General features: G+C 64.3%; 22 protein-coding genes. 10 read left to right on the forward strand and 12 right to left on the reverse strand.

Annotated features, from left to right (window positions below; translation table 11 throughout):
• Nucleotides 1-192 precede the first annotated feature (192 nt).
• Nucleotides 193-393: a bacterioferritin-associated ferredoxin gene (locus DFR34_RS14460; RefSeq protein WP_110391865.1), complete on the forward strand. Its 201-nt coding sequence runs from the start codon at nucleotides 193-195 to the stop codon at nucleotides 391-393.
• 68 nt (nucleotides 394-461) lie between these two features.
• Here the strand turns inward: DFR34_RS14460 and dut are convergent, their stop codons facing one another.
• Together dut and coaBC are read right to left on the reverse strand one after the other, a co-directional pair.
• Nucleotides 462-908 (reverse strand): dUTP diphosphatase, encoded by a 447-nt coding sequence (gene dut, locus DFR34_RS14465; protein WP_110391866.1) that lies wholly within the window; start codon nucleotides 906-908, stop codon nucleotides 462-464.
• Between the two features lie 120 nt (nucleotides 909-1,028).
• The gene (gene coaBC, locus DFR34_RS14470) at nucleotides 1,029-2,213 is read right to left on the reverse strand and encodes a bifunctional phosphopantothenoylcysteine decarboxylase/phosphopantothenate--cysteine ligase CoaBC (RefSeq protein ID WP_110391867.1); all 1,185 of its coding nucleotides are present in this window, start codon (nucleotides 2,211-2,213) and stop codon (nucleotides 1,029-1,031) included.
• A 564-nt stretch (nucleotides 2,214-2,777) separates the two neighbouring features.
• On the opposite strand from coaBC, the gene DFR34_RS14475 reads away from it, so the two are divergent.
• Nucleotides 2,778-4,652, forward strand: a complete 1,875-nt coding sequence (locus DFR34_RS14475; RefSeq protein WP_245906904.1) for a methyl-accepting chemotaxis protein — start codon at nucleotides 2,778-2,780, stop codon at nucleotides 4,650-4,652.
• Nucleotides 4,653-4,731: 79 nt separating this feature from the next.
• On the opposite strand, the gene DFR34_RS14480 is transcribed toward DFR34_RS14475, so the two are convergent.
• Genes DFR34_RS14480 through DFR34_RS14500 form a run of 5 tightly spaced genes read right to left on the reverse strand, consistent with a single transcriptional unit; the run spans nucleotide 4,732 to nucleotide 7,468 of the window.
• On the reverse strand, nucleotides 4,732-5,508 hold the full coding sequence (locus DFR34_RS14480; protein WP_110391869.1) for a peptidylprolyl isomerase: 777 nt from the start codon (nucleotides 5,506-5,508) through the stop codon (nucleotides 4,732-4,734).
• Nucleotides 5,509-5,529: 21 nt separating this feature from the next.
• Nucleotides 5,530-6,324, reverse strand: a complete 795-nt coding sequence (locus DFR34_RS14485; protein ID WP_110391870.1) for a peptidylprolyl isomerase — start codon at nucleotides 6,322-6,324, stop codon at nucleotides 5,530-5,532.
• Nucleotides 6,325-6,361: 37 nt separating this feature from the next.
• Entirely contained in the window at nucleotides 6,362-6,637 is a 276-nt protein-coding gene (locus tag DFR34_RS14490; protein ID WP_245906905.1) for a BolA family protein, read from the reverse strand.
• Nucleotide 6,638: 1 nt separating this feature from the next.
• Nucleotides 6,639-6,935 carry a YciI family protein gene (locus tag DFR34_RS14495; RefSeq protein ID WP_110391871.1) on the reverse strand — a complete coding sequence of 99 codons (297 nt, stop codon included), beginning with the start codon at nucleotides 6,933-6,935 and terminating at the stop codon, nucleotides 6,639-6,641.
• Entirely contained in the window at nucleotides 6,935-7,468 is a 534-nt protein-coding gene (locus tag DFR34_RS14500; RefSeq protein WP_110391872.1) for a septation protein A, read from the reverse strand. Before DFR34_RS14500 ends, DFR34_RS14495 begins: the two co-directional genes overlap by 1 nt.
• Between DFR34_RS14500 and DFR34_RS17225 the strand changes: the two genes are divergently transcribed.
• A complete protein-coding gene (locus tag DFR34_RS17225; RefSeq protein ID WP_158281848.1) occupies nucleotides 7,467-7,613 on the forward strand; it encodes a hypothetical protein in 147 nt (48 codons plus the stop codon). The genes DFR34_RS14500 and DFR34_RS17225 overlap by 2 nt on opposite strands.
• A 58-nt stretch (nucleotides 7,614-7,671) precedes the next feature.
• Here DFR34_RS17225 and DFR34_RS14505 read toward each other — a convergent pair whose 3' ends face one another.
• Entirely contained in the window at nucleotides 7,672-9,711 is a 2,040-nt protein-coding gene (locus tag DFR34_RS14505) for a site-specific recombinase (protein WP_158281849.1), read from the reverse strand.
• Between the two features lie 400 nt (nucleotides 9,712-10,111).
• Here DFR34_RS14505 and DFR34_RS14510 point away from each other — a divergent pair, with 400 nt between their 5' ends.
• Entirely contained in the window at nucleotides 10,112-12,115 is a 2,004-nt protein-coding gene (locus tag DFR34_RS14510; protein ID WP_110391874.1) for a methyl-accepting chemotaxis protein, read from the forward strand.
• A gap of 190 nt (nucleotides 12,116-12,305) precedes the next feature.
• Complete coding sequence (gene mltA / locus DFR34_RS14515) at nucleotides 12,306-13,562, forward strand: murein transglycosylase A (RefSeq protein WP_110391875.1); 1,257 nt, start codon at nucleotides 12,306-12,308, stop codon at nucleotides 13,560-13,562.
• Nucleotides 13,563-13,795: 233 nt separating this feature from the next.
• On the opposite strand, the gene DFR34_RS14520 is transcribed toward mltA, so the two are convergent.
• The 3 genes from DFR34_RS14520 to folB form a co-directional block, all read right to left on the reverse strand.
• Nucleotides 13,796-14,515: a hypothetical protein gene (locus DFR34_RS14520; protein WP_110391876.1), complete on the reverse strand. Its 720-nt coding sequence runs from the start codon at nucleotides 14,513-14,515 to the stop codon at nucleotides 13,796-13,798.
• On the reverse strand, nucleotides 14,512-15,768 hold the full coding sequence (locus tag DFR34_RS14525) for an AAA family ATPase (protein ID WP_110391877.1): 1,257 nt from the start codon (nucleotides 15,766-15,768) through the stop codon (nucleotides 14,512-14,514). The genes DFR34_RS14520 and DFR34_RS14525 overlap by 4 nt, the downstream gene beginning before the upstream one ends.
• A 660-nt stretch (nucleotides 15,769-16,428) precedes the next feature.
• Complete coding sequence (gene folB, locus DFR34_RS14530) at nucleotides 16,429-16,788, reverse strand: dihydroneopterin aldolase (protein WP_110391878.1); 360 nt, start codon at nucleotides 16,786-16,788, stop codon at nucleotides 16,429-16,431.
• Nucleotides 16,789-16,865: 77 nt separating this feature from the next.
• On the opposite strand from folB, the gene plsY reads away from it, so the two are divergent.
• The 4 genes from plsY (at nucleotide 16,866) to DFR34_RS14550 (ending at nucleotide 23,015) form a co-directional block, all read left to right on the forward strand.
• A complete protein-coding gene (gene plsY, locus DFR34_RS14535; RefSeq protein ID WP_110391879.1) occupies nucleotides 16,866-17,471 on the forward strand; it encodes a glycerol-3-phosphate 1-O-acyltransferase PlsY in 606 nt (201 codons plus the stop codon).
• Nucleotides 17,472-18,023: 552 nt separating this feature from the next.
• Nucleotides 18,024-21,422 carry a hybrid sensor histidine kinase/response regulator gene (locus tag DFR34_RS14540; RefSeq protein WP_110391880.1) on the forward strand — a complete coding sequence of 1,133 codons (3,399 nt, stop codon included), beginning with the start codon at nucleotides 18,024-18,026 and terminating at the stop codon, nucleotides 21,420-21,422.
• Nucleotides 21,409-22,335: a response regulator transcription factor gene (locus tag DFR34_RS14545; RefSeq protein WP_110391881.1), complete on the forward strand. Its 927-nt coding sequence runs from the start codon at nucleotides 21,409-21,411 to the stop codon at nucleotides 22,333-22,335. The genes DFR34_RS14540 and DFR34_RS14545 overlap by 14 nt, the downstream gene beginning before the upstream one ends.
• Before the next feature lie 191 nt (nucleotides 22,336-22,526).
• Nucleotides 22,527-23,015: an OsmC family protein gene (locus DFR34_RS14550; RefSeq protein WP_245906906.1), complete on the forward strand. Its 489-nt coding sequence runs from the start codon at nucleotides 22,527-22,529 to the stop codon at nucleotides 23,013-23,015.
• A 64-nt stretch (nucleotides 23,016-23,079) separates the two neighbouring features.
• Here DFR34_RS14550 and DFR34_RS14555 read toward each other — a convergent pair whose 3' ends face one another.
• The gene (locus DFR34_RS14555; protein WP_110391882.1) at nucleotides 23,080-23,694 is read right to left on the reverse strand and encodes a helix-turn-helix domain-containing protein; all 615 of its coding nucleotides are present in this window, start codon (nucleotides 23,692-23,694) and stop codon (nucleotides 23,080-23,082) included.
• Nucleotides 23,695-23,793: 99 nt separating this feature from the next.
• Between DFR34_RS14555 and DFR34_RS14560 the strand changes: the two genes are divergently transcribed.
• Nucleotides 23,794-24,948, forward strand: coding sequence for a benzoate/H(+) symporter BenE family transporter (locus tag DFR34_RS14560; RefSeq protein WP_110391883.1), 1,155 nt, complete (start codon nucleotides 23,794-23,796; stop codon nucleotides 24,946-24,948).
• Nucleotides 24,949-24,979: the final 31 nt, after the last annotated feature.

Genomic DNA, 24,979 nt, shown 5'->3' on the forward strand with positions numbered 1-24,979 from the left:
TCAAATCAGTATCTTGGCAAAAATCCTGGTTCAGCAGCATCTGGCGTGATTTATGCTGGATGGCGAGTGAAGGCTGCGTAGGTTTGTCTACGCACAGAAATATTGACAACTATTCTCGTTTATTGGATAGTTGCGATACGTTCTCATTCACCAAGTGGGCCAGCGCGCCCGCCCCGCTTCAGGAGCCATGCCGTGTACGTCTGCGTTTGCCATGCCGTGACCGATAGCCAGGTTCGTCAAGCCGTGCACAACGGCGTTACCCTGATGCGCGAGCTGCGCGAAGAGCTGAATGTCGCCAGTAGCTGCGGCCGTTGCGCCTGCTGCGCCCGCGACATTCTGCGCAACACCCTGAAAGAAATCGGCGAGCGCGAAGACTTCGCCCAGGCTGCCTGATCGGGTTTTGATGGTTTTTTGGGCAAGGCGCTCAGGCGGCGCCGGGCCGCCTGAGCTGGCGCCGGCGCTTAACGCTTGCCGGTGCTGCCAAATCCCCCCTCGCCGCGCTCACTGGCGGCAAACTCTTCCACCACATTGAACTGTGCCTGCACCACCGGCACGATCACCAGCTGCGCCATGCGCTCCAGCGGCGCCAGATTAAACGGCGCGTCACTGCGGTTCCACACGGACACGAACAGCTGCCCCTGGTAGTCCGAATCAATCAGCCCCACCAGATTGCCCAGCACAATGCCGTGCTTATGCCCCAGCCCCGAGCGCGGCAGGATGATGGCCGCGTAGCCGGGGTCGGCCAGGTGAATGGCCAGGCCGGTGGGCACCAGATGGGTTTCGCCTGGCTGAATCAGCAAATCGGCGTCGATGGCGGCGCGCAGGTCCAGACCGGCCGAGCCGGGGGTGGCGTAGGCCGGCGGGTGGTCGTGCAGGCGGGGGTCGAGAATTTTAACGTCAACGTTCATGACAAAGTCCGGGTCAAGCAGAATGGGGGATGCGTTGCGCCAGGCGCAACGCGAGGGCGCCAGCGGGGCAAGGTAGCCCGCGCCAGGCAAGACAGCGCGCCCGCATCGGGCGCGCGGGGTTCAGCGGATCGGCAGCATGCCAGCCAGGTGGGCCACAATGGCCCGCGCCGCGCCAGTTTTGTCCATGCGCGGCAGCGGGTGCTGGCCGTGGTCGTCCAGCAGCACGATTTCATTGTCATCGGCGCCCATGGCGTGTTGCGCCAGGTTGGCCACCAGCAGCGGCACGCGCTTGCGCTCGCGCTTAGCCTGGGCGTGCGCCAGCAGATTATGGCTTTCGGCGGCAAAGCCCACGCAGAACGGCGCGCGGGGCAGGGCGGCCACGCTGGCCAGGATGTCGGGGTTTTCCGTCAGGGTCAGCGTTGGCGCCTGGCCGGGGGTTTTTTTGAGTTTTTCGGCGCTGGCGTTGGCCACCCGATAATCGGCCACCGCCGCCACGGCGATAAACACATCATGGTGCGGTACGGCTTCCATCACCGCCGCGTGCATGGATAGCGCACTGCCGGCAGCAATAAAGTGCACCTCAGCCGGGCGCGGCAGCGCGGTGGGGCCAGAAATCAGCGTGACCTCGGCGCCTGCGTCGCGGCAGGCGCGCGCCAGCGCGTAGCCCATCTTGCCACTGGACAGATTGGTGATGCCACGCACCGGGTCGATTGGCTCAAAGGTGGGGCCGGCGGTCAGCAGCACGCGGCGGCCGACCAGCGTTTTGGCTTGGGTCAGTCCGGTCAGCAGGTCGAATAGTTGCTCGGGCTCCAGCATGCGGCCGTCGCCCACCTCGCCGCAGGCTTGCTCGCCATGGCCGGGGCCAAACACCGTCACGCCATCGGCGCGCAGCTGGGCGATATTGCGCTGATTGGGCGGGTTGTCCCACATCTGTTTATTCATGGCCGGCGCCACCGCCAGCGGGCAGGTGCGCGCAGCGGCCAGGGTGGTGATCAGGTCGTCACAGTGGCCATGCGCCAGCCGCGCCAGCACATCGGCAGTGGCCGGCGCAATCAGAAAGCAATCGGCCCGGCGAGTGAGCTCGATATGCGCCATATTGTTGTCAGGACGTGCATCCCACAAATCCACATACACCGGCCGGCCAGACAGCGCCTGGAAGGTGACCGGGGTGACAAAGCGGGTGGCAGATTCGCTCATCGCCACGTCCACGGTGTGGCCCGCCTTGACCAGCAGGCGAACGAGTTCGGCGGATTTATAGGCGGCCACGCCGCCCGTGATGCCAAGCAGGATGTGCTGAGCGGTCATGGTCTTGTCTTATCAATCGGTAAAAATACGCGGTGTTAGCGCCGCTTACAAAACCCTCCTGGCATCGTTGCGTGGCCTGGCCATACTGCTTGTACTGTCTGCGGCCGCACGCCTAGCCAGGACCACTGCGCTGGGTTTTGTGAGTGACTCTGTAAAGCACAGTATTGTGCCACGACTTCACGCGTGCACCGCAATCACTGTGCGTGTGCGCGACATTGCTGGTCGCATCAGCGACATCACACTGTAGTTTGTCTGGGTATGCTCCGAAACAGGGTGCTATCACCATAAAGTTGCCGAAATCACCGAGTGTCCGCTTGGTGTGAGGCTGGTGCGACACAGTGTGCCAAACCTTCAGGCGGATTCGCGCTGAGTGCGCATAGGCAGAGCTTCACAACGATTCATAGTTTGCTATATTTATCTAGGTAGTTCTACGAATTGACAAGCGCAACATATAAATAATTTGCACTGTTTGGCCGCTTCAATCCGCACACCCTACCGGGTGGATGGCGGTTGCCCCCTAAATAAAAAAGCGCACCAACAGTGCGCACGAGAAAGCGACTCATCATGATGAATTCACTGCGCCATCGTCTGGTGTTTTTTGTATTGCTGGTGGTGACTGTATTGGCCGCCGTGTTGACCACGGTGGCCTATCAGCACACCTATGCCGGCGCCGAAGCCGGCGTGCGGCAAAATATTGCCGCCACCACCGCCAACAAGGTGGCCTTCATCAACGAGTGGGTGCATTCGCGCCAGCGCGTGGTCGGCTCGGTGCTGCCGCGCTTTGGCCATGGTGAGCTCAAGCCGGTGCTGGATCAGGCGCTGGAAGCCGGTGGTTTTGACGATATGTATGTCGGCCAGCCGGACAAGACCATGACCCAGTTCAGCAAGGCCACCCTGGTGCCGGCCGGCTACGACCCCACCGTGCGGCCCTGGTATGTGGCCGCTGCCGCCACCGAAGGCTCGATTGCCTCGCCGCCGTATATTGACGCCTCCACCAAGCAACCGATCATCACCTTTGCCCAGGGCCTGCGCCGCAATGGCCAACTGGTGGCGGTGGCTGGCGGCGATGTCACCCTCAAGCGCGTGGTGGAAGAAGTCACCGCCGCCCAACTGCCGGGCAACGGCTATGCTTTTCTGATTACCCAGGACGGTGCGGTGATTGCCCACCCGGCGGCGGATTCGGCACTGAAAAAAATCAGCGAGGTGGTGCCCGGCCTGACGCCAGACAGCGTGCCGCGCGATGGCGCCATCCACAACACCACACTGAATGGCGTGAAATATTTCATGGTACTGCAACCCGTGGGCAAAACCGGCTGGCTGATGGGCGCGCTGGTGCCGCATGACGCCGCGCTGGCGCCGGTGCAGCATATGCTTTACACCCTGCTGGGTGTGCTGGCCGCCTGTATCGCCCTGGCCTCGGTGGCCGCCTGGCTGGGCATTGCCCAACTGATGCGCGGCCTGGCCAGCATGCGCGACGCCATGCGCAGCGTGGCCAGCGGCAGCGGCGACCTGACCCTGCGCCTGCCGGTGAAGGGCAACGATGAGCTGGCGGAAATCGCCCAGGCGTTTAACCAGTTTGTTGCCGCCTTGCAGCAGATGTTCACCCAGGTGCGCCAATACGCCGAATCGCTGGCCGACACCGCCGAACAGCTGGACCGCACCGCCGGCCAGATTGCCGAGGATTCACGCAGCCAGGCCAGCGAGCTGGCCAACACCGCCGCCACCATCGAGCAGGTGACGGTCAGCATCAACCATATTGCCGAGCACGTGGGCGAAACCGAAGCACTGGTCACCCGCTCGCGCCAGGGCTCGATCAGCTCGCAAGACGGTATGGAAGCCGTCGCCCAGGAAATGCACGCCGTGGTGGGCGCCATTGCCTCGCTGCGCTCGGTGATGGATGGGCTGTCCAGCAAGTCGGAAGAAATTCGCGGCATCGTCAACACCATTCATGACATTGCCGACCAGACCAATCTGCTGGCGCTGAACGCCGCCATCGAAGCCGCCCGCGCGGGCGAGCAAGGCCGTGGCTTTGCCGTGGTGGCGGACGAAGTGCGCAAGCTGGCCGAGCGCACCTCGTCGGCCACCGTGCAGATTGCCGGCATCATGGATCAGGTGATCGACCAGACCGGCGACGCCGCCGAGCACGTGGGCGCTACCCAGCAACGGGTGACGCAAAGCATGCGCCACACCGAAGAAGCCGCCGGCCGGGTGGCGCGCGTGCGCGAGCACACCGACGACATCGCCCAGCGCATGGCCAATATCAAGATGGCCACCACCGAGCAAGGCAGCGCCACCCACGATATGGCGCGCAGCGCTGAGCGGGTGAACGCCAAAACCCAGCAAACCGATGGCAATCTGCAACAGGTGCTGGGCACGCTGCACGGCCTGGCGCAGTGCGGTGAAGCGCTCAAGGCGCTGGTGTCGCGCTTCAAGCTCTGAGGCGGTTCTCACCGACGCAAAAAAGCCGATGCATCTGCATGCATCGGCTTTTTTGTGGTCTGACACTTGGCGCTGAGGCTTATTCCACCTTGGCTTGCTGCTTGAGCTTGCTCAGGTAAGCGTCCAGTTGTGCGCCCTGGATGCGCTGCGCCAGTTGCGGCTTGAGCTCGTCAAACGACGGGCCTTGCTGGGTGCGGGCATCCACCAGCTGGATGATGTGCCAGCCAAACTGGGTTTTCACCGGATTGGCAGTGACCTGGCCCGGGGTGAGCTTGGTCAGCGCTTCGCTGAATTCCTTCACGTAGGCTTCGGCCGGAGCCCAGCCCAGTTCGCCGCCCTTGTCCTTGCTGCCGGTATCCTTGGAAACTTCCTTGGCGATGGCGGTGAAAGCCTTGCCTTTTTTCAGGTCTTCCAGAATCTTGCGCGCGTCGGCTTCGTTTTCCACCAGGATGTGGCGGGCGCTGTATTCCTTGCGGGCCAGCTGAGCCACCAGCTTGTCGTATTCCGCGCGCAGCTGAGCGTCGCTGACCGGGTTGGCGCGCATCCAGTCGCGCACGTAGAAGTTGGCCAGCAGACGGGCGGCGTAGGCGTCCATCTCGGACTTGTATTCAGCCGACTTGTCCAGGCCCTTTTTCTGGGCTTCCTGGCGCAGCAGCTCGGTCAGCACCAGCTGATCACGCACCATGGCGCGCAGCTGCGGGGAGTCTTGCTGGCCTTGCTGTTGCAGTTGTTGCACCATGGCGTCAACGCGCGCCTGGGACACGGCCTGGCCATTGACCGAAAACGCCGGCTTGTCGGCCATGGCCGGCAAGGTCAGCACCGCGGCGATCAGGCCGCACAAAAGCTTGGTACGCATGAAATCGGTTTCCTGAATGGGTTACTGAATCTTGGCTTTGTTGCGCAGTTCGACCAGGGTTTTTTCGATCTGGGCGTTTTGCATCTGGCGAGCCAGTTGCTGCTTGGCTTCGTCAAAGCTCGGCACTTTCACGTCGCGCGCTTCTTCGATCTTGAACACATGAAAGCCCAGCTCGGTCTTGAACGGCTGTGCCGAAATCTGGCCCTTGGCGATGGATTTCAGCTCGTCGGCCAGCGGCTTGGGCATCATGCCCAGATTGCCCCAGCCCATGTCGCCGCCGGTTTGCTTGGCGGCCGGGTCTTTGGACTTGGCGCGGGCGACATCTTCAAACTTGCCGCCTTTTTTCAGTTGGGCGATGACTTGCTTGGCTTCTTCTTCGCTGCCCACGACGATCTGGCGGGCGTGCACTTCTTTCTGGCCCACGGTTTGCGCCTTCAGGCGATCGTACTCAGCCTTCACCTGGGCGTCAGTCACCGGGTTGGCGCGGGCGATGTCTTCAAACAGAGCCTGTTGCAAGAGGTCGTTGCGGATGTCTTCCAGGCGATCTTTGAACTGGGCGCTCTTGTCCAGGCTGCGACGGCTGGCTTCTTGCAGGATGATCTGGCGGTTGATCAGCTGCTGCTTGAGCTCGGCGCGCAGCTCCGGGCTGTCCTTCACGCGGCCATTGCTGCCCTTGACCACCGAGTCGGTCAGTTGATCCAGCTCGCTTTGCGGAATGGACGCGCCGTTGACCACGGCCACGGTCTTGTCTGCTGCTTGTGCGCCAGCGGCCAGCGACAAAGTCAGCAGGATGGCGGCGATGTGGTTCAAACGCATGATGAATACTCCAGAATGAATAAGGTCGGCGCGCTGCTTACAGCTCGCCCGGCGCATAAGCGCGCAGGCTCAGCGCATGAATGCGGGAAGGAATCAGGTCGCCCAGCGCCTGATACACCAGGCGGTGGCGGGCTACGGCATTGACGCCGGCAAAGACCGGCGACACCAGGGTGAGTTCAAAATGACCGCCGCCGCTGGCAGCGCCAGCGTGGCCAGCGTGCGCGGCGCTGTCGTCGTGCAGGTGGATTTCCTGCGGGTTCAACGCGGCCAGGCGCTGATGAATCAGTGCGTCCAGCGACAAGGCTTCGCTCACGTCAGAACACCTGCTTGAACGGCAGGATGTCCACGCGGGCGTACACGCCAGCGGCCACATACGGGTCGGCGTCGGCCCAGGCGCGCGCATCCTGCAGCGAATCAAAGTCAGCGACAATCACGCTGCCCACAAAACCGGCCGGGCCGGGGTCAGCGCTGTCGATGGCCGGGCAGGGGCCGGCCAGGGTCAGGCGACCGGCGTCGCGCAGGGCGGTCAGCCGGGCCAGGTGTTCCGGGCGGGCGGCCAGACGTTGCTCGAGAGAATTCGGCACATCGTGGCCGATGATGACGTAACGCATCAGTCAGAGTCTTCCATATAGCGGGCGAGCACGACGCTTTGTCCAAGCACGAACAACAACATCAGGCCCATGCCGCCAAACAGTTTGAAATTGACCCACACTTCCTCGCTGAAAGTGAAGGCGACGTATAAGTTAAGCGCGCCCATCCCGGCAAAAAACGCCACCCACGCCAGACTCAGGCGTCGCCAGACAGCTTCTGGCAGGGTGAGCTGCTTGCCCATCAGGGATTTCAGCGGCTGCTTGCCCATGGCCTGGCTGACCAGCAAACCCACGCCCATCAGCCAGTACAGCACGGTGGGCTTCCACATGATGAAGGATTTGTCGTGTAGCAAGAGCGTGGCGCCGCCCAGCACGACAATCAGCCCGAGCGACACCCATTGCATGGTGTCAACCTTGCGATGCTTGAACCAGCTGAACGCCACTTGGCCAACCGTGGCCGCCATGGCCACCGCCGTGGCGAGGTAGATGTCGCGGGTGAGGGAAAACGCGGCAAAAAACAGGATGACCGGAAACAGGTCGAAGAGAAATTTCATGCGGCTGATTATGCAGCCAAGCTGGGTGGCTGGCAAGCCGACCACTGGCGGGCTTGACGCTCAGCCCATGGCCGTGGCGCAGGCGCGACAGTGGGCGTCGCGCCTATCGGCGGTGTTGGCGTTTGGCTCGCCCTGCGGCGGGTGATGTCAGCGCCTGCCGTGGCGCCACCCCGTGCCAATTCACCTTGCGCGCAGCGCAAGGCCTACGACTGTCGGGGCGGCAGCACAAACTGCCGGGGCTGGCGGCGCAGCCTGTGCCCCAGCGCGCGCAAAATCGGCCAGACATCGCCAATTTGCGCATCACGCGCGCGCAGCGCCGTGCGCAAGGCCAGGGCAAAACTCACCGCCAGATTCACCGCACCAATCGCCAACACGCCAAATACCGCCCAGGCAATCTGCGCCGCACCCAGCTGAAACTCCAGCCCGGCCAGCGCATACCCCAGATTGGCCGACGAGAAGGCAATATGGCGGATATCCAGCGGCAAACCCAAAATCGCCCCGACCACGCCGGTCGAACCCAGCATGCAGCCAAACAGAAAATTGCCCATGATGCCGCCCAGATGCGCCTGCACATACAGGCCCACGCGCGCGGCGCGGCGGGCGCCCAGCAGGCGATTCAGCCCCGGATGCTGCGCCAGCCGGGCGCCGATGTCGTCATAGGCGGCCTGGTTGGCGAAAAACCCGGTGATCAGCCCGGACAAAAACAGATAAAACCCGGCAATCGCCGCGTGCGGCAGCGCCCAGCTCAAGGGGTCAAGATCGGCCAGCAAGTGCTGCGCCTTGGCCATGTCCACTGGCGGCGCACCGCGCCAGGCGGTGAACAGCGCGCTCAGCAGCAGCGCCATCGGCGCGGCGACCAGCACATTGCCCAAAATCGCAGCCAGCTGGCTGCGCGACACAGCTGCGGCCACATCCACCAGCCGTTCGACTTCCGCCTGGCGATTGGGGCGCAGCTCGGCCAGTTGGGCGGCCAGGGTTTGCGCGGTCATCGCCGGCTGCTTGGTGGCCACGGTCAGGCCGAGCAGATAAATCAGCACAAAGCCCAGGCCATAAATCAGGCTGTACAGCAGCGCCTCGACAAACAAGGGCGCATGCAGGCCGGCCGCGCCGATTTTCAGCAGCGCCATCAGGCCAATCAACACACCCGCGCCCCCCGCCGAGCGCCACATCTGCCGGTATTCGTCGCGGTTGGCGCAAATATAGTGCTCGCCGGTTTCCGCGGCGTGGCTGGTCACTCGCATGGCCAGCAGGGCGGACAATTGCTGAAGATAGTGGCGCAGGCTGTTGCGGCGGTTTTCGGCAATAAAGGCATTGCGGGTAAAGCGCGCGCGAAACTGGCGGGCGTCGTCGCGCCGGGCGGGGTCAAGGTCGGCGGTGAGCACCGCCACCAGCTCGCGCAGCCTTTCCAGGCTTTGCTGGCCTCGGGTGAGCTGGTAAATCAGCCGCAGGCTGGCGCCGTGGCTGCGCGCGCGCTTGCGGATGCGCTCCAGGGTGTCTTCGCACTGCGCCACCATCACCATCAGTTGCGCCTGGGCGTCGGCCAGGCCGGCGGCATCTTGCTGGCGATAGCAGCGCGCCCAGGCCAGCGCCTCGGCCGACAGCGCGGTAAAGCGCGGGATGTGCCGTTCCAGATCCGGGGTGGCGCGCATCAGTTCGCTGTCCACGCCCAGCCCGCTGATGCGGTGCGCCAGCAACAGCACGGCGTCCAGCAATTGGGTGTGAATGCCGCGCCAATCCACCTCGGCCGGCGCGCCCGGCCCGGCCAGGATGGCCCAAAAGCGGTCGGCCAGCTCGGGCGGCACGGCCTCTAGCCAGCGCCAGTCGTTGGGGTGGTGGTAAATCAGCCGCAGGCAGTCGTTCAGCCGGTGGGTGTCGGCACGCGCCGGCAGCAGGCGGTGGCCCAGAATGCGCAGCCATTCAGAAAAAAACCCGCTGTCGGGCAGGATGCCGCTGTCAGTAAAAAAGGTCAGCAGCTGGCGGCTGGCAAACAGCGCCAGCAAACGCTGGCGAAACGCCTGACGCAAGCCGGCGTCCGCCTCCAGCGTGTCCAGCATGGTGTGATAGCGCGTCAGATAAGCCTGATCGCCGCGCCGCTGTGGGCGTAGACAATCCACCAGCTCACGCGCCAGGTGCAGGGGGTCGGCGCGTGGGTCATGAAAACGCGCCAGCACGGCCGGCAGGCGGCGGGCGGCGCGGCGCTCGGGGCGCAGCCAGTCGGTCAGTGTGGTGAGCCATGCTCGCATGAAAACTCCTTGCCGAGGTTCGCCGCCTGCCTCGCCTGACGGCAGGCAAGCGGCCTGGATGTCTTGTCCGACCGGGTAGCCGCCGACAAAGTGCCCCATGCGCACGGCCATCCCGCTATGCAATATAAGCCATTGTCCTGACTGGGTGGATGCCGCCACCGCCTGAAAGCCGTCTGAAAGCACCGACGCCGTATGCTGCATGCAGCGCCAATAGGGCATTTTCTGCCGTTTTAAGCGTGGGTTTACCGGGTTATCAGGGTTTTCCACTACGGGTTTTCCGCGATTGTTGCCCGGCGCGGCGCGCACTACCCTGCGCCTGGGCGTCAGGCAAGGGCATGACATCCTACCATCACCGGCATCCGCCGACAGAAGCGGAGCCATTCACGAGGGGAGTAACACCATGAAAATCGGAGTCAAGCTGGCGCTGGCTCAGAGCCTGCTATTGCTGGCGCTGGGCCTGGCCTTTGCCATGGCGGTGTCGATGCAGTTGGGCGAGCGCTTGCGCGCGCGCAGCGACGCGGTGCAAGACAGGGTGGTGGAAGACGCGCTGGGCATGCTGGACGCCTATAACCAGGCGCTGAAAAGCAGCGTGGACCAATACGCGCGCATGTTTGAATCCGAGCTGATTGGCCAGTTCAGCCTGGATACCCAGCGCACCATGCCGCTGGGTCAGGCGCAAGTGGGCATCTTGCGGCTGGACAACACCGTGCTGAACCAGCGGGTGGACGAGGTGGACCGCTTTACCGCCCGCACCGGCGCAGTGGCCACGGTATTTGCCCGCGCCGGCGAGCAATTGCTGCGGGTGACCACCTCGCTGCGCCAGCAGGATGGCCAGCGCGCGCTGGGCACAGCGCTGGACCCGGAGAGCCCGGCCTATAAAAACCTGATGGCCGGCTTGCCGTATATCGGCAAGGCGCGCTTGTTTGGCCGCGATTACATGGCGCGCTACACCGCGCTGGAAAACAGCCAGGGCCAGGTGATTGGCGCCACGTTTGTGGGCGTGGACATCACCCAGGACATGGTCAACCTGCGCGCGCGGCTGGCCAAGGTCAAGGTGGGCGACAGCGGCCATGTGCATGTGCTGGCGCTGGCCGGCGCCGAGCGCGGCCAGTGGCTGCTGCACCCCGAGCACAGCGGCCGCCCGGCCGCCGCCCAGCGCGATGCGCATGATCAACCCGCCTACGCGGCGCTGCTGGCCGGCGCGGCCGGCGCCCAGGCCGTGTCATTGGCTGACGGCGAGCATCTGCTGCGCTATGCGCCTTACCCGGACTGGCAATGGCTGCTGGTCAGCGACGAATTGGCGGACGAAGCCAATGCCGAGAATCGCCATATTCTGCTGTGGCTGCTGGGCGGGGTGGGCGTGCTTCTGGTGTGCCTGGTGGCGGCGATGGCGCTGACCACCCATCGCCTGGTCAGCCGACCCTTGGGCGAAGCCGCTGGCGCGCTGCGCCGCATCAGCCAGGCGCGCGACCTCACCGCCCGGCTGCCCACGCGCGGCCGCGATGAAATCAGCGCGCTGGCGCAGGCGTTTAATGGCCTGCAAGACGCGCTGCAACACGCGCTGTGCGCCACCCATGACGGCGCCCAGCAAGTGGACACCGCCGCGCGCGGCGTCAGCGACAGCGCCCGCCAGGTGGCGCTGGATTCGCACCGGCAAAGCCAGGCGGCGCAGAGCATGGCCGGTGAAATCGACCAGCTCACCCAGGCGATTGCCGACATTGCCCACGACACCCGACAAGCGCACGCCTTGAGCGCGCAAGCCGCCCAGCGCGCCAGCCACAGCCAGCAGGCGGTGGCCAGCGCCATTGAGCAGGTGGGCGAAGTGGCCAGCACATTGTCCGGCGCCGCCAGCACCCTGGGCGCCGCCCGCCAGCAGGCCGAGCAGATTTCCGCCATTGTCAATGTGATTGACGACATCGCCGAACAAACCAATCTCTTGGCCTTGAACGCCGCCATCGAAGCCGCCCGCGCTGGCGAGCAGGGCCGGGGTTTTGCCGTGGTGGCCGACGAAGTGCGCAAGCTGGCCGAGCGCACCCAGGGCGCCACCCATGAAATCAGCGACATGATCTCCGGCATGCAGCAAAGCAGCCGCCACGCCGCCAGCGCCATGCAGGCGGCGGTCAGCCGGGTGGACCAGGGCGTGGCCGCCACCCGCCAGGTGGGCGAGGTGATTGGCGAGCTGCAACACGGCGCCGAGCACGCCGCCCGGCTGATGAGCGCGGTCAGCGCCCGGCTGGATGCCGAAAGCGACGCCGCCAGCGGCATTGGCCAGCACACCCACCACGTGGTGGACATGGCCGACGCCAACCAGGCCGCCGCCCAACACGCCGCCACCGCCGCCAGCCAGATGACGCAAATGGCCGCTCTGCTGCGGCAGGAAGTCGAGCGTTTTCGGGTGGAGTAAGCGCCGCTTACCAAACCCTCCAAACGTCGTGGCGCGCGCCCGTACTGCCTGGGGCCGCGCGCCTGCGTGGTCAGCCTGCGCACCCGATAAGCGACGGCGGTGTGGCAAAAACCGACAGCCGCGCTGCCGTCCTGTCGTGGCTCGGTTACAATCTTGAACTCCTGTTTGAACCAGAGCCCCCGCTGCCGTCATGAATCTTCGCACCCGTTTTACCCTGTTATGCACTGCGCTGGCCTTGGCCGCCTGTGCCACGCGCGCGCCAGCCCCCACTGCGCCTGCACGCCCTCCGGTCAGCAGCAAACCCACGCCCTTGCCCAGCGCCAGCCGTCCGGCCGGCCCGGTGGTGAAGGCGCCGATTCCGGCCAGCGATGCCGACGCCAAGTACATTCCCGTCACCTGGGCGGCCTTGCCGGGCTGGCGCGAGGCCAATCTGGCCGAAGGTTTCAGCGGACTGTTGGAAAGCTGCAAGGCGCTGGGCAAGCGCGCCGGCTGGCGGCCCAGCTGCGAGGCGGCGGCCCAGATCGACCCGAATCACAGCGAAGCGGTGCGCGCCTTTTACGAAACCCGCTTTACCCCCTACCGCCTCAGCGACGGCGACAAAATGCTGGGCTTGGTCACCGGCTATTACGAGCCACTGTTGCGCGGCGATACCCAGCGCAGCGAGCGCGGCCGTTACCCGGTGTATGCGCCGCCGCCGGATTTGCTGACCATCGACATGGCCAGTATGTATCCCGAGCTGAAAAACCTGCGCCTGCGCGGCCGGGTTCAGGGCAATAAGGTGGTGCCATACTGGACACGCACCGACATCGAAAGCGGCCGTGGTGTCGAGCGCGCCGAGGTGCTGGCCTGGGTGGAAGATCCGATTGAGCTGTTTTTCCTGCAAGTGCAGGGTTCCGGCCGCATTGAGCTGCCCAGTGGTGAGCTGCTGCGGGTGGGCTACGCCGACCAGAACGGCTATCCATACAAATCCATTGGCAAATGGCTGATCGACAAAGGCGAGCTGACCGCCGGCCAGGCCACCATGCAGGGCATTCAAGCCTGGGCGCAGGCCAACCCGGCGCGGCTGACCGAGCTATTGAACAGCAACCCCAGCTATGTGTTCTTCCGTCGGCTCAACAACAACCAGGGCGGCCCGCTGGGCGCGTTGGGTGTGCCGCTGACCGATGGTTACAGCATTGCCGTGGATGCCCGCTATACCCCGCTGGGCGCGCCGGTGTGGCTGTCCACCAGTTTTCCGCTGGGCAATCAGCCACTGCAACGGCTGATGCACGCGCAGGATACGGGCGGCGCCATTCGTGGTGCAGTGCGGGCAGACTTTTTCTGGGGCTTTGGCCGTGAAGCCGGTGAGGTGGCCGGGCGGATGAAGCAGGCCGGGGAAATGTGGATTCTGCTGCCCAAGGGCATGAGCCCCAGCCAGGCGCTGGCTGGAGGCAAGACGAGCGGTTAGCAAAACCTGCCTGACCCACCCCTTTTGCGGCGGTACGCTTGCCAGGGCGACTTAGCGTCGCTCACAAAACCCGCCTGGCGTTTTTGCGCGGCCTTGTCGTTGCTTGTACTGTCTGCGGCCGCGTGCCTAGCCAGGCGCGCTTCGCTGAGTTTTGTGAGCGGCTCTTAACCGGCCTGAGAGCAGGGCTGAGCGCCACGGGCTGGATTGAGCGGATAGCGCCTGTGGCCTGTGGTTCAGCGCGGCGCTGCCGCCCGCCGCGCCTCACGGCGTTCTTCGCGCTCGGCGTATTTCAGCGCGGCCTGAGCAATCGCCACGCAATACGCCGGCAGCCGCTCGCGGCCTTCGGCGTGCAGCACCGCCGCCGCCAGTTTGCGCGCTGCCTGCGGCGACAGGCTGACATTGGCGCGCGGGCACAAGGCGTGGCTGATGGCCGCCTGGCGGGCGTGCACCAGCGCAGGGTGATTGAGGTTGAGCACGCGCACGCTGTTGCGCCCGGCCTCGCTCAGCCCAAGCACACGGCCATCGCCATGAAAGGCAAAATGGCTGGCGGCATCGGCTGACAAGGGCGAGACAAAGGCTTGGCCAGCCGGGTCGTAGGCGGCTTTGTGCTGTGCGCCGTAGCCGCAATACACGCCCGGCATGCTGGGCGGATGGCAGGCCAGCATATTGCGGTAATCAATGCTCTCGGCGGCAATCTGGCGCGCCTGCGGCAAAAAGTGCTCGATATGGCAGGCAAAGCCGGTGTGCCAACCGCGCCGCTCGCACTGCTTGGCGGTGAGCAGGGCTTGCATGGTGTAGGCGCATAAATGGCGCTGCTCCAGCAGCAAGGCGCGGCGCACCGCCTCGCGCGGAAAACCGATGCCGTCGTAGCGCAGATGGCGCGGGGTGGCGGCGTTGCGCGCCTTCCAGGCGCTCAGCTCGGCCGGTTCTGGCCCCTTGTCGATGCTTCTCACGCCGGGTCGTCCTCCAGCCAGCGCAAGGTGTCGATGGCGCTTTGCGCGCCGACCACCTCAGGAATCTGCCCCACCTCATCGGCCAGAGTGTCCAGCCTGGTTTGCGCGTCGCCGATATGGTCGGCGTCGATCAGCTGGTCAATTTCGCGCAACGCCTCGTCGATGCGCGGATTGCGCGGCGCGCTGTCCATCAATTGTTCCAGCACCTGATTGCTGCTCAGCCCCAGCGCATGCTCGGGATGGCCCAGCGCCTGGTTGTCGCGCATCAGCCAGATTTCATCAAACGGCAGCTCGCCGATCATCTGCGGCGAATGCGAGGCGGCAATAAACTGCACGCGCGGAAACGCCCGCTTCAACACCCCCGGCAAGCGGCGTTGCCAGGCCGGGTGCAGGTGCAAATCCAGTTCGTCGATCAACACCACGCCGGGCGTGTCGCTCAGCACCGCGTCGCCCAGCTGCGGGTTAAGCAGGCACATGCGCCGGGCAATATCGGCCAGCAAGGCCACCATGCCGCGCTGGCCATCGCTGAGCGTGTCAAACGGCGCGCACGCCGCCTGCGCCCAATCCAGCATCAACTGCCGGTATTTCACATCAAAGCGCAAACCGCGCGCGCCCGGCATCGCCAGCCGAATCACCTGGTTCACCCGCTCCAGCTCATCCGCCGCCGCCGTCGGCTCGCCCATGGCCACCGCCTCCAGCCGCTCCAGGGTTTTGCCAATCACCCAGCTTTCCAGTCCGCGCGTGTCGGCGGCGGCGTCGCGCCAATCCTGATAGCCATGCAAACGCGACTCCTGCTGGCGCATGGCGCTGTCTGCCGACACCTGCGGCAAACGCCAATGCCGGTCGGCCGGATAACAGGCAATCAGCGGCAAAGTACGCGCCTCGCGCACCCAACTGGCCAAATCCGGCGCCTCGCCGCTGTCCTGCCAGGCACAGCCCGGCCCGCTCATCTCCAGCGCCCACGCGCACGCCGCACCGGCCAGCTCAGCCGCCAGGCTCAAGCGCACCGGATAACACCGCTCATGCCGCACCCGCCCGCCGCTCTCCAACAACGCCACCCGCGCCTGTGGCTGACACGCCGCCGGCGCCGCCACATGGCGCAACAAAGGCTGCAAACCCACTGCCAAGGCTTGCAGCAAAGAACTCTTGCCACTGCCATTCACCCCGACCAACAAGTTAAACCCCGGCGAAAAACAAAACTCGCCGTGAACAAACCCGCAAAAATTATCGATGTCGATGCGGTCAATGCGCATGAAGGCACACTCCGGCCAATGCAGTCAGTCAGCAAACAGGGAAATGGAAAACCGCGCGCCAGCATGGCGGGCGAATGCAGCATAGCAAATCTGCGGAGCGGGAGGGGGCGCCGGCGGCGTCTAGTAGTCAGTCACCATGAAATGAACCGACTGGCCTGCGGTACGCTATGGATGCGTCTGGATTCCCGCCTGCGCGGGAATGACTCGGTGGGGTGCTGCGGGGGGAGAGGGACGGGCGGTGGCAAGGTAGAGGAGCTACACCACAAGCCCATGATCTTCAAAGAAGAATTAAACATTTTCCAAGCTAAAAATTACAAAAAACACAATATTTCAATGTCTTACTCGTCGCGCTTAGCCGCTTTACCTCCCCGTAAAGCGCGCCGAGCATCGCAGCCAGCCCGGGAGCAGTCCGGCCCGGCTAAGCGGCGGCGCAGCCGACGCGCCATTCCGGGACGGCCCGGGCTGGCGAGAAGCACAGGGCACCACCGACGCCGTAGGCGGCGGACAGGCGCGCGTCCCGGGGTCGCCTTTCTTTGCCTACTTTCTTTGGCGAAGCAAAGAAAGTAGGTCGGCCGCGGGACGAACTCCCGCCCAAAATCAAACCCCAGCAAACTCACAGGCAACCAGGGACGGCAACGCCGGACACAATCCGCCCACCCCCTACCTTGGCCGATGCCCCCGCTCAATCATCACCCCCACCCGCTTCACCCCCGGCAAAATCCCCAGCTTGGTCACCGCCACCTTCACCCACGGCGCGCCAAACTCCTCGCGCACCAAACGGGCAATCCGCTCAGCCAGCGCCTCGATCAACAAAAAATGCTCGGCCGCCAACAAGGCGCGCACCCGCTCCACCACCACGCCATAGTGGATAGTGTCGCCAATGTCGTCGCTGTGGCAGGGCTGCTCGCTGGGAATGCCGATATCCAGGTCAAGCTCGATGGTTTGCGGGGCGCGGCGCTCCCATTCGTAAACGCCGATCACGGTGTCGACGCGCACTTCGCGCAAGAAAATGATGTCCATGCTGATTCTATGTGGCGGTTTCGCGGCATGGTCAGGATGCCGTAGAATCCGAAACTTCGCATTGTAGTGAATCCACCATGACCACGATAGCCTTTATTGTTGCCGCCTACCTGATTGGTTCTTTGTCTTTTGCCGTGATTGTCAGCCGGGTGATGGGCCTGGCCGACCCGCGCACCTTTGGCTCGGGCAATCCCGGCGCCACCAATGTGTTGCGCACCGGCAAGAAAGCCGCCGCCGCCTTGACCTTGCTGGGTGATGGGGTGAAGGGCTGGGTGGCGGTGGTGTTGGCGCAGTGGCTGGGGCCGCGTTTTGGTCTGGCCGAGCCCGAGGTGGGGATGGTGGCGCTGGCGGTGATGGCCGGACATATCTGGCCCTTGTTTTTTGGTTTTCGCGGCGGCAAGGGTGTGGCCACTGGCGTGGGGGTGTTGGCGGGGTTTCATCCTTTGTTGGCGCTGGGCGCGGCCTTGATTTGGGCGGCGGTGGCGTTCAGCACCAAGATTTCGTCGTTGGCGGCGATTGTGGCGTCGTTTTTTGCGCCGTTTTTGGCGTTTTGGTTGTGCGGGCCGGGGGTGTATTTTGGTTCGACGGTGGTGATTGCTTTGTTGTTGATTCAGCGGCACAAGAAGAATATTTTGAATTTGCTGGCCGGGACGGAGGGGCGGATCGGGCAGAAGGCGAAGTAGGGGTGAGATAGGGTTGTAGGGTTGGGGGGGCCGCGCTGGCGCGCGGGTTTGCTGGGGCTGGATTGCATGCGGGAGTTCGTCCCGCCGCCGACCTACTTTCTTTGCTTCGCCAAAGAAAGTAGGCAAAGAAAGGCGACCCCGGGACGCGCGCCCGTCCGCCGCCTTCGGCGCCGGGGGTGCCCTGTGCTTCTCGAAAACCGGGGCCGCCCCGAACTTGCGCCGGCTGCGCCGTCGCTTCGAACATGCGGGGCGGACTACCCCCCGGTTTTCTGCGATGCTCGGCGCGCTTTACGGGGAGGTAAAGCGGCTAGGCGCAACCGACAGCGCTTTGAATAGTCAGGCGGCTTGGCGTCGTTTTTATTTTGATGCTGCCTAACCTTTCCACCCGACCCGTCCCGTACAGGCGAGAATTCGAGAATTCCAGACCTTGCCACCGCGCTCTGCCTTGACGCTTGCTGCGCACCGCTGATCACCGCTCACCCGCCTAGACTTACCCTGTTCCGCCCCCACCACCCGCCCAATTTCCCCCTCTGTCTTCCCGGAGTCTTGCCCATGGCCGATGCGCCGCACAGCCCGCCCACGCAGCGTATTGTCAAGGTGCGTCGGGATTACAACAGTTGGGTGGCGCAGGAGACGTTGGAGGATTACGCGTTGCGTTTTACTCCGCGCAGTTTTCGTAAGTGGTCGGTGTGGCGGGTGGCGCAGACGGCGTTTGGGGGGGCGGCGTCGTTTTTGGTGTTGGAGGCGATTGGCGCGACCATGTTGGTGCAGGCGGGGTTCGTCAATGCGTTCTGGGCGATTCTTGCTACCGGTTTGATCATCGCGCTGGCGGGGTGGCCGATCAGTGTGTATGCCGCGCGGTTTGGCGTGGATATGGATTTGCTCACTCGGGGCGCCGGGTTTGGTTATATTGGCTCGACCATTACTTCGCTGATTTACGCCTCGTTCACTTTTATCTTTTTTGCCCTGGAAGCGGCAATCATGGCTTATGCGCTGGAGATGAGCCTGGGTTTGCCGCCGTCGTGGGGGTATTTGCTGTGCGCCTTGGTGGTGATTCCGTTGGTGATGCACGGCATCACCGCCATCAGCCGGGTGCAGTTGTGGACCTTGCCGCTGTGGCTGGCTTTGCTGGTGCTGCCTTACGCAGTGGTGTTGACCCGCTATCCGCAGGCGCTGACGGGATTGTGGGCGTATGGCGGCGAGGGTGGGTTTCCGGCCGGGTTTGATTTGCAGCGCTTTGGCGCGGCCTTGACGGTGGGGGTGGCCTTGATCACCCAGATGGGCGAGCAGGCGGATTATTTGCGCTTTATGCCGGCGGCGGAGGGCGCGCGCAAGCGGCGTTGGTGGCTGGCGGTGGCGTTGGGCGGGCCGGGGTGGGTGTTGCCGGGGGTGGCCAAGATGCTGGGCGGCGCTTTGCTGGCCTGGTTGTTGTTGCGCGAGGGCATGGCGCCGGAGCGGGCGGTGGACCCCAATCAAATGTATCTGGCGGCGTTTGCCGAGGTGTTTCATTCGCCGGCGCTGGCGGTGTGGGTGACCGCGCTGTTTGTGATTTTGTCGCAGTTGAAAATCAACGTCACCAATGCCTATGCCGGCTCGCTGGCGTGGTCGAACTTTTTCTCGCGGCTGACCCACAGCCACCCCGGCCGGGTGGTGTGGATGGTGTTCAATATCCTGATTGCCCTGTTGCTGATGGAGCTGGAGGTGTTCCAGGCCATTGGCCAGGTGCTGGGGCTGTATTCCAATATCGCCATTTCCTGGTTTGCGGCGGTGGTGGCGGATTTGGTGATCAACAAACCCCTGGGGCTGAGCCCGGCCGGCATTGAGTTTCGCCGCGCCCATTTGTACGACATCAACCCGGTGGGGGTGGGGGCGATGGGTTTGGCCTCGGTGTTGTCGGTGGCGTGTTTTATCGGTGCCTTTGGCCCGGCCGCGCAGCCGTTTGCCCCGCTGATCGCCATGCTCACCGCGCTGCTGGCGGCGCCGCTGATTGCCTGGCGCACCCAGGGCCGCTATTACCTGGCGCGGCCGGAGGCGCAGCAGCGGCGCGGCCGTCAGTATTGCGTGGTGTGCGAGCAGCGCTACGAACCAGAAGAAATGAGCCATTGCCCGGCCTATCAGGGGCCGATTTGCTCGCTGTGCTGCTCGCTGGATGTGCGCTGCGACGACGCCTGCAAACCGCACGCCCGGCTGGCCAGCCAGTGGCACGCGCTGCTGGCGCGGGTGTTGCCGGCGCAGGTGCTGCCCTTATTGGCGCGCGGCTTGGGGCATTATCTGCTGCTGATGCTGGGCCTGGGGCTGACGCTGGCCTTGCTGATGGGCATGCTGTATTACCTGGAATGGCATAACCTGCCGCCCGGCGCCAGCCCGGCGGCGCTGCAAGCCAGCTTTGTGCGCATTTTTGCCGCGCTGTGGCTGGTGGGCGGCATTCTGGCCTGGTGGATGGCGCTGACCCACAAAAGCCGGCAAGTGGCGCAAGAAGAATCCAACCGCCAGACCGGGCTGTTATTGCAGGAAATCGAATCGCACCAGCGCACTGACCAACAACTGCAAAAAGCCCGCCAGGCCGCCGAGCAGGCCAACCAAGCCAAAAGCCGCTATATCTCGGCCATCAGCCACGAGTTGCGCACGCCGCTGAACAGCATTCTGGGCTATGCGCAGATTCTGGACGCCGACGAAAGCATCCCGGCCAACCGCCGCCAGGCGGTGCAGGTGATTCGCCGCAGCGGCGACCATTTGCTGTCCATCATCGACAGCACCATTGACGTGGCGCGCATCGAAAGCGGCAAGCTCACCCTGGACATCCGCCCGCTGGCCTTCCCGGATTTCATCAGCCAGATTGTCAGCATGGTCGAGCTGCAAGCGCGCAACAAGGGCTTGCGCTTTGACTACCAGCCCGAAGGCAAGCTGCCGATGGGGGTGCGCGCCGACGAAAAACGCCTGCGGCAAATCCTGCTGAATCTGCTGGGCAATGCGGTGAAATTCACCGACCATGGCAGCGTCAGCCTCAAGCTCAGCTACCGGCGAGAAATGGCAGTGTTTGAAATCCACGACACCGGCCCCGGCATTGCCGCCGACGAGCTGGCGCGGCTGTTCGAGCCGTTCGAGCGCGGCCGGCTGGCGCGCGGCGGTGGCTCGGGCCTGGGGCTGACCATCAGCAAGATGCTCACCGACCTGATGGGCGGCGAGCTGACCGTCAGCAGCGAGCCTGGCCAGGGCAGCGTATTTTGCGCCCGGCTCTACCTGCCCGAGCTGCGCGACGCCAGCCCCGGCAAGCCGGCCTTGCTGGAGCAGCGCATCGGCTATATGGGCGTGCGTCGGCGCATTTTGATTGTCGATAATGAAAAAATCGACCGCGAGCTGCTGGTCAGCGTGCTGGCCCCGCTGGGCTTTGAGCTGTTTCAGGCCGAATCCGGCGCCGAATGCCTGGCCGCGCTGCCGCATGTGCGCCCGCATTTATTGTTCATGGACCTGGCCATGCCCGGCATGAATGGCTGGGAAACCCTGCGCCGCATCCGCGAGCAACAGCTCACCGACGCGCGCATCGCCATTATCTCGGCCAACGCCTTCGAGCGCGGCCAGGATAACGAAGTGGGCATTCCGCCCGAGGATTTCATCCTCAAGCCGATTCTGGTGGAAGAACTGCTCGACTGGATTGGCCGCGCGCTGGCGCTGGAATGGGTGAGCGCGCCGCGCCCGCGCAGCGAGCCGCCGCCGCCCGCCGCGCCGCTGCGCTACCCGCCCGCCCATTGGCTGCGCCAACTGGACGAAGGCGTCAACCTGGGCTATATGCGCGGCATCCGCCGCACGCTGGACGAATTGGCCAGCGAAGCCCCGCATTGTGAAGAATTCATCCGTGTCGCCAGCGAGCATGTCCGCCACTTCCGGCTGGACGCGCTGAAAGCCATGCTGCGCCACGGCCTGGAAAGGACCGCCCCGCATGACCCTGAATGACGCCCCCGGCAAGGAAATCGTCCTGGTGGTGGACGACTTCCCGGAAAACCTCGCCCTGCTGTACGACGCGCTGGACGAAGCCGGCTACACCGTGCTGGTGGCCACCGACGGCGAATCCGCGCTCAGCCGTGCCCGCCTGTCGCTGCCCGACGTGATTTTGCTCGATGCGGTGATGCCCGGCATGGATGGTTTTGAAGTGGCCCGTTGCCTGAAAGCCGACTTTGCCACCCAGCACATCCCGGTGGTGTTCATGACCGGGCTGACCGAAACCGAGCACGTGGTGGCCGCCTTTGCCGCCGGCGGCGCCGACTACGTGACCAAACCGCTGCGCCCGCAAGAAGTGCTGGCCCGCATCGCCGCCCATATGCACAACGCCCGGCAGATGAAACAGGCGCGCACCGCGCTGGACGCCTTTGGCCAGGCCACCCTCGCCATCGCCGCCGCCAGCGGCAAGCTGGTGTGGCAAACCCCGCTGGCGCGCGACATCCTGCAACGCCACTTTGCCGAACCCGGCGACTACGCCCCCGAGCGCCTGCTGGCCTGGACCCGCGACGCCGAACGCGCCCGCCGCGCCGGCCAGGAAGCCCCCGCCCTGGTGCACACCCAGCAAGGCTGCCGCCTGCTGGCGTCTTTTCACGACCAGACCGGCGACGAAGAATGGCTGGTGGTGCTGCGCGAAGAAAACGACGACAGCACCCTGGAAGCCCTGATCAGCGCCTTTCGCCTCACCCGCCGCGAAGCGGAAGTGCTGCACTGGCTGACGCTGGGCAAAACCAATCGGGATATCGCCGAGATCCTCGGCGGCAGCCCGCGCACGGTGAACAAACACCTGGAGCATATTTTTGAAAAGCTCGGGGTGGAAACCCGCACGGCGGCGGCAACGCTGGCGGTGAATCGGCTGCGAGGCGGGTGAGACGCTGGCGTCCATCAGCTGACGCCTTCTCGCCAGTGAGCGCCGCGCTAAGAGTCGCTCACAAAACCCAGCGAAGCGGCCCTGGCTAGGCGTGTGCAGACAGTGCAAGCAGTACGGCAAGGTCGCACAACAACGCCAGGGGGTTTTGTGAGCGGCTCTTATTTGACCATGCAATTTTTTTCGAGCACACCATGATGGCTGAACACCACGCCGACATCCTATGGCTTCGCAACGGGCAGGACTTTTTAAACCAGCGCTACAGCAGAAAACATCTGCTGCGGTTTGACGGCGGCATCGAGGTGGCAGGGTCGTCGTCGCCGCATATTGTGCCCTTGCCGATGTCTGAGGCGGCGGCCATCGACCCGGAAGAGGCTTTTGTTGCCTCGCTGTCCAGCTGCCATATGCTGTGGTTTTTGTCGATTGCCGCTCAGCAGCGGTTTTGTGTTGACCGCTACGCCGATGCGGCCGTCGGGGAGATGGGGGTGAATGCAGAGGGCAAGACGGCGATGCTGAGGGTGACGCTGCGGCCGGAGGTGGTGTTTTCCGGCGCGCATCAGCCAAGCCCGGCCCAGATCGCGCAAATGCATCACGCCGCGCATGAGGCGTGTTTTATTGCCAATTCGGTCAAAACCGAAGTGTGCTGCCAGCCGGTCATGCACATGGGTCAGGCTTTGTCTTAAGAGCTGCTCACAAAATCTTCCGGGCGGGCGTGTCCAGCCTTGTCCTGTGATCAGGTGGGGTGAGTCACCGGATGGTGGGTTCCGCCAGGCTTTGCGCGTGGCCACAGGGGTAGTGAATCACATTGTGAAACACTGCCGGCACCTTTCCCTGATTGCGGTAGCCGTGTTCACGGTCGGCGGCAAAGCGCAGGGCCTGGCCTTGGGCCAGCGAGCGCCAGTCGCCGTCCAGCCAGACATCCATGACGCCCGCTGTCACCAAAATATATTCAATCACCCCCGTCGCGTGGGGTTCAGAACGGCGAGTGTAGCCGGGCAAAAGCGTCAGCTCGAATACTTCAAAACCCACTTGCGGATCATACGGAAACAACGGCGCCACCAGCATGGCGTCGCTGGCCGGTTGGCGGCGCAGGCTGGCGGCGTCGCGCAGCAGGGTGTCGGGCGGGGTGGGTGGCGGTTCCAGCAGTTGTGAGAGCGAGATATGCAGGCCGCCGGCCAGCTTCCACAGTGTGGCCACGGTGGGGCTGGATTCACCGCGTTCGATTTGACCCAGCATGGCTTTGCTGACGCCAGTGGCGGCGGCGGTTTGGTCCAGGCTCCAGCCGCGGGTTTTGCGCAGCGCGCGCAGGGTGTCGCCCAGTGGGGGCGGGGTAACGGTATTGGGCAACGTGGGTGGTGGCATGGCAAGCTTGTGCGTTATGGCGCACATCGGTTAGCATCCTCGCATCATAACAATCCATCTGTCGGTCTGTCATGCCGGGCGAGGGATAAAGGGGTTTGCATGCGTCGTTTTTTTCATCCGGCCCATATGTCAGCCGGGCTGATTGCCGTGGTGGTGGGCTACACCAGTTCGGCGGCGATTATTTTTCAGGCAGCCAGCGCGGTGGGCGCCACGCCGGCGCAAATCGGTTCGTGGCTATGGGCATTGGGCATCGGCATGGGGGTGACCAGTGCTGGCCTGGCCTGGTGGCATAAAACCCCGGTGTTGACGGCGTGGTCTACGCCGGGCGCAGCGCTGTTGGTCACGGCGCTGGCCGGGGTGTCGATGGGCGAGGCGGTGGGCGCGTTTTTGTTTGCTTCGGCGTTGGCGGTGCTGTGCGGGGTCACCGGTTGGTTTGACACGCTGATGCAGAAAGTGCCCAAGGCGATTGCCGCCGCCATGCTGGCTGGGGTGCTGCTGCGCTTTGGTCTGGGCGCGTTTACTGCCTTGCCGGCGCAACCGTGGCTGGTGGGCGGCATGTTGCTGGGCTTTTTGTTGCTGCGCCGCCACACGCCGCGCTTTGCCGTGCCGCTGACCCTGCTGATTGGTCTGGCACTGGCGGCGGCGCAGGGTTTGATTCATCTGGAAAAACTCACCGTCAGCCTGGCACAGCCGGTATGGATGGCGCCGGAATTTTCCTGGTCGGCGCTGATTGGCGTGGGGCTGCCGCTGTTTGTGGTGACCATGGCCTCGCAGAATATGCCTGGGGTGGCGGTGTTGCGCGCCAATGGTTATACGTTGCCGGTTTCGCCGCTGGTGGGCTGGACCGGGCTGGCCGGCGTGCTGCTGGCGCCGTTTGGCGGGTTTTCGTTTAATCTGGCCGCCATTACCGCCGCCATCTGCATGAGCCCGGACGCCGACCCCGACCCGGCCCAGCGCTATCGGGCGTCGATCTGGGCGGGCTTGTTTTATATTGCCACCGGCATGCTTGGCGCAACGGTGGTGGGCTTGTTCAGCGCCCTGCCACAAGCGCTGATTCTGGCGATTGCCGGCCTGGCGCTATTGGGCACCATTGGCAACGGTCTGGCCAGCGCGCTGGAGCACCCCGGCGAGCGCGACGCGGCCTTGATGACCTTTGTGGTGACGGCTTCGGGGATGTCGCTGTTTGGCATTGGCAGCGCATTCTGGGGGCTGGTGCTGGGCCTGCTGACCGCGCTGTTGCAGCGACGTGGCTGAGCGGCGCCCATGTGGTCATGCGGCTGACGCA

It is taken from the genome of Rivihabitans pingtungensis, from assembly GCF_003201855.1.
Lineage (GTDB): Bacteria > Pseudomonadota > Gammaproteobacteria > Burkholderiales > Aquaspirillaceae > Rivihabitans > Rivihabitans pingtungensis.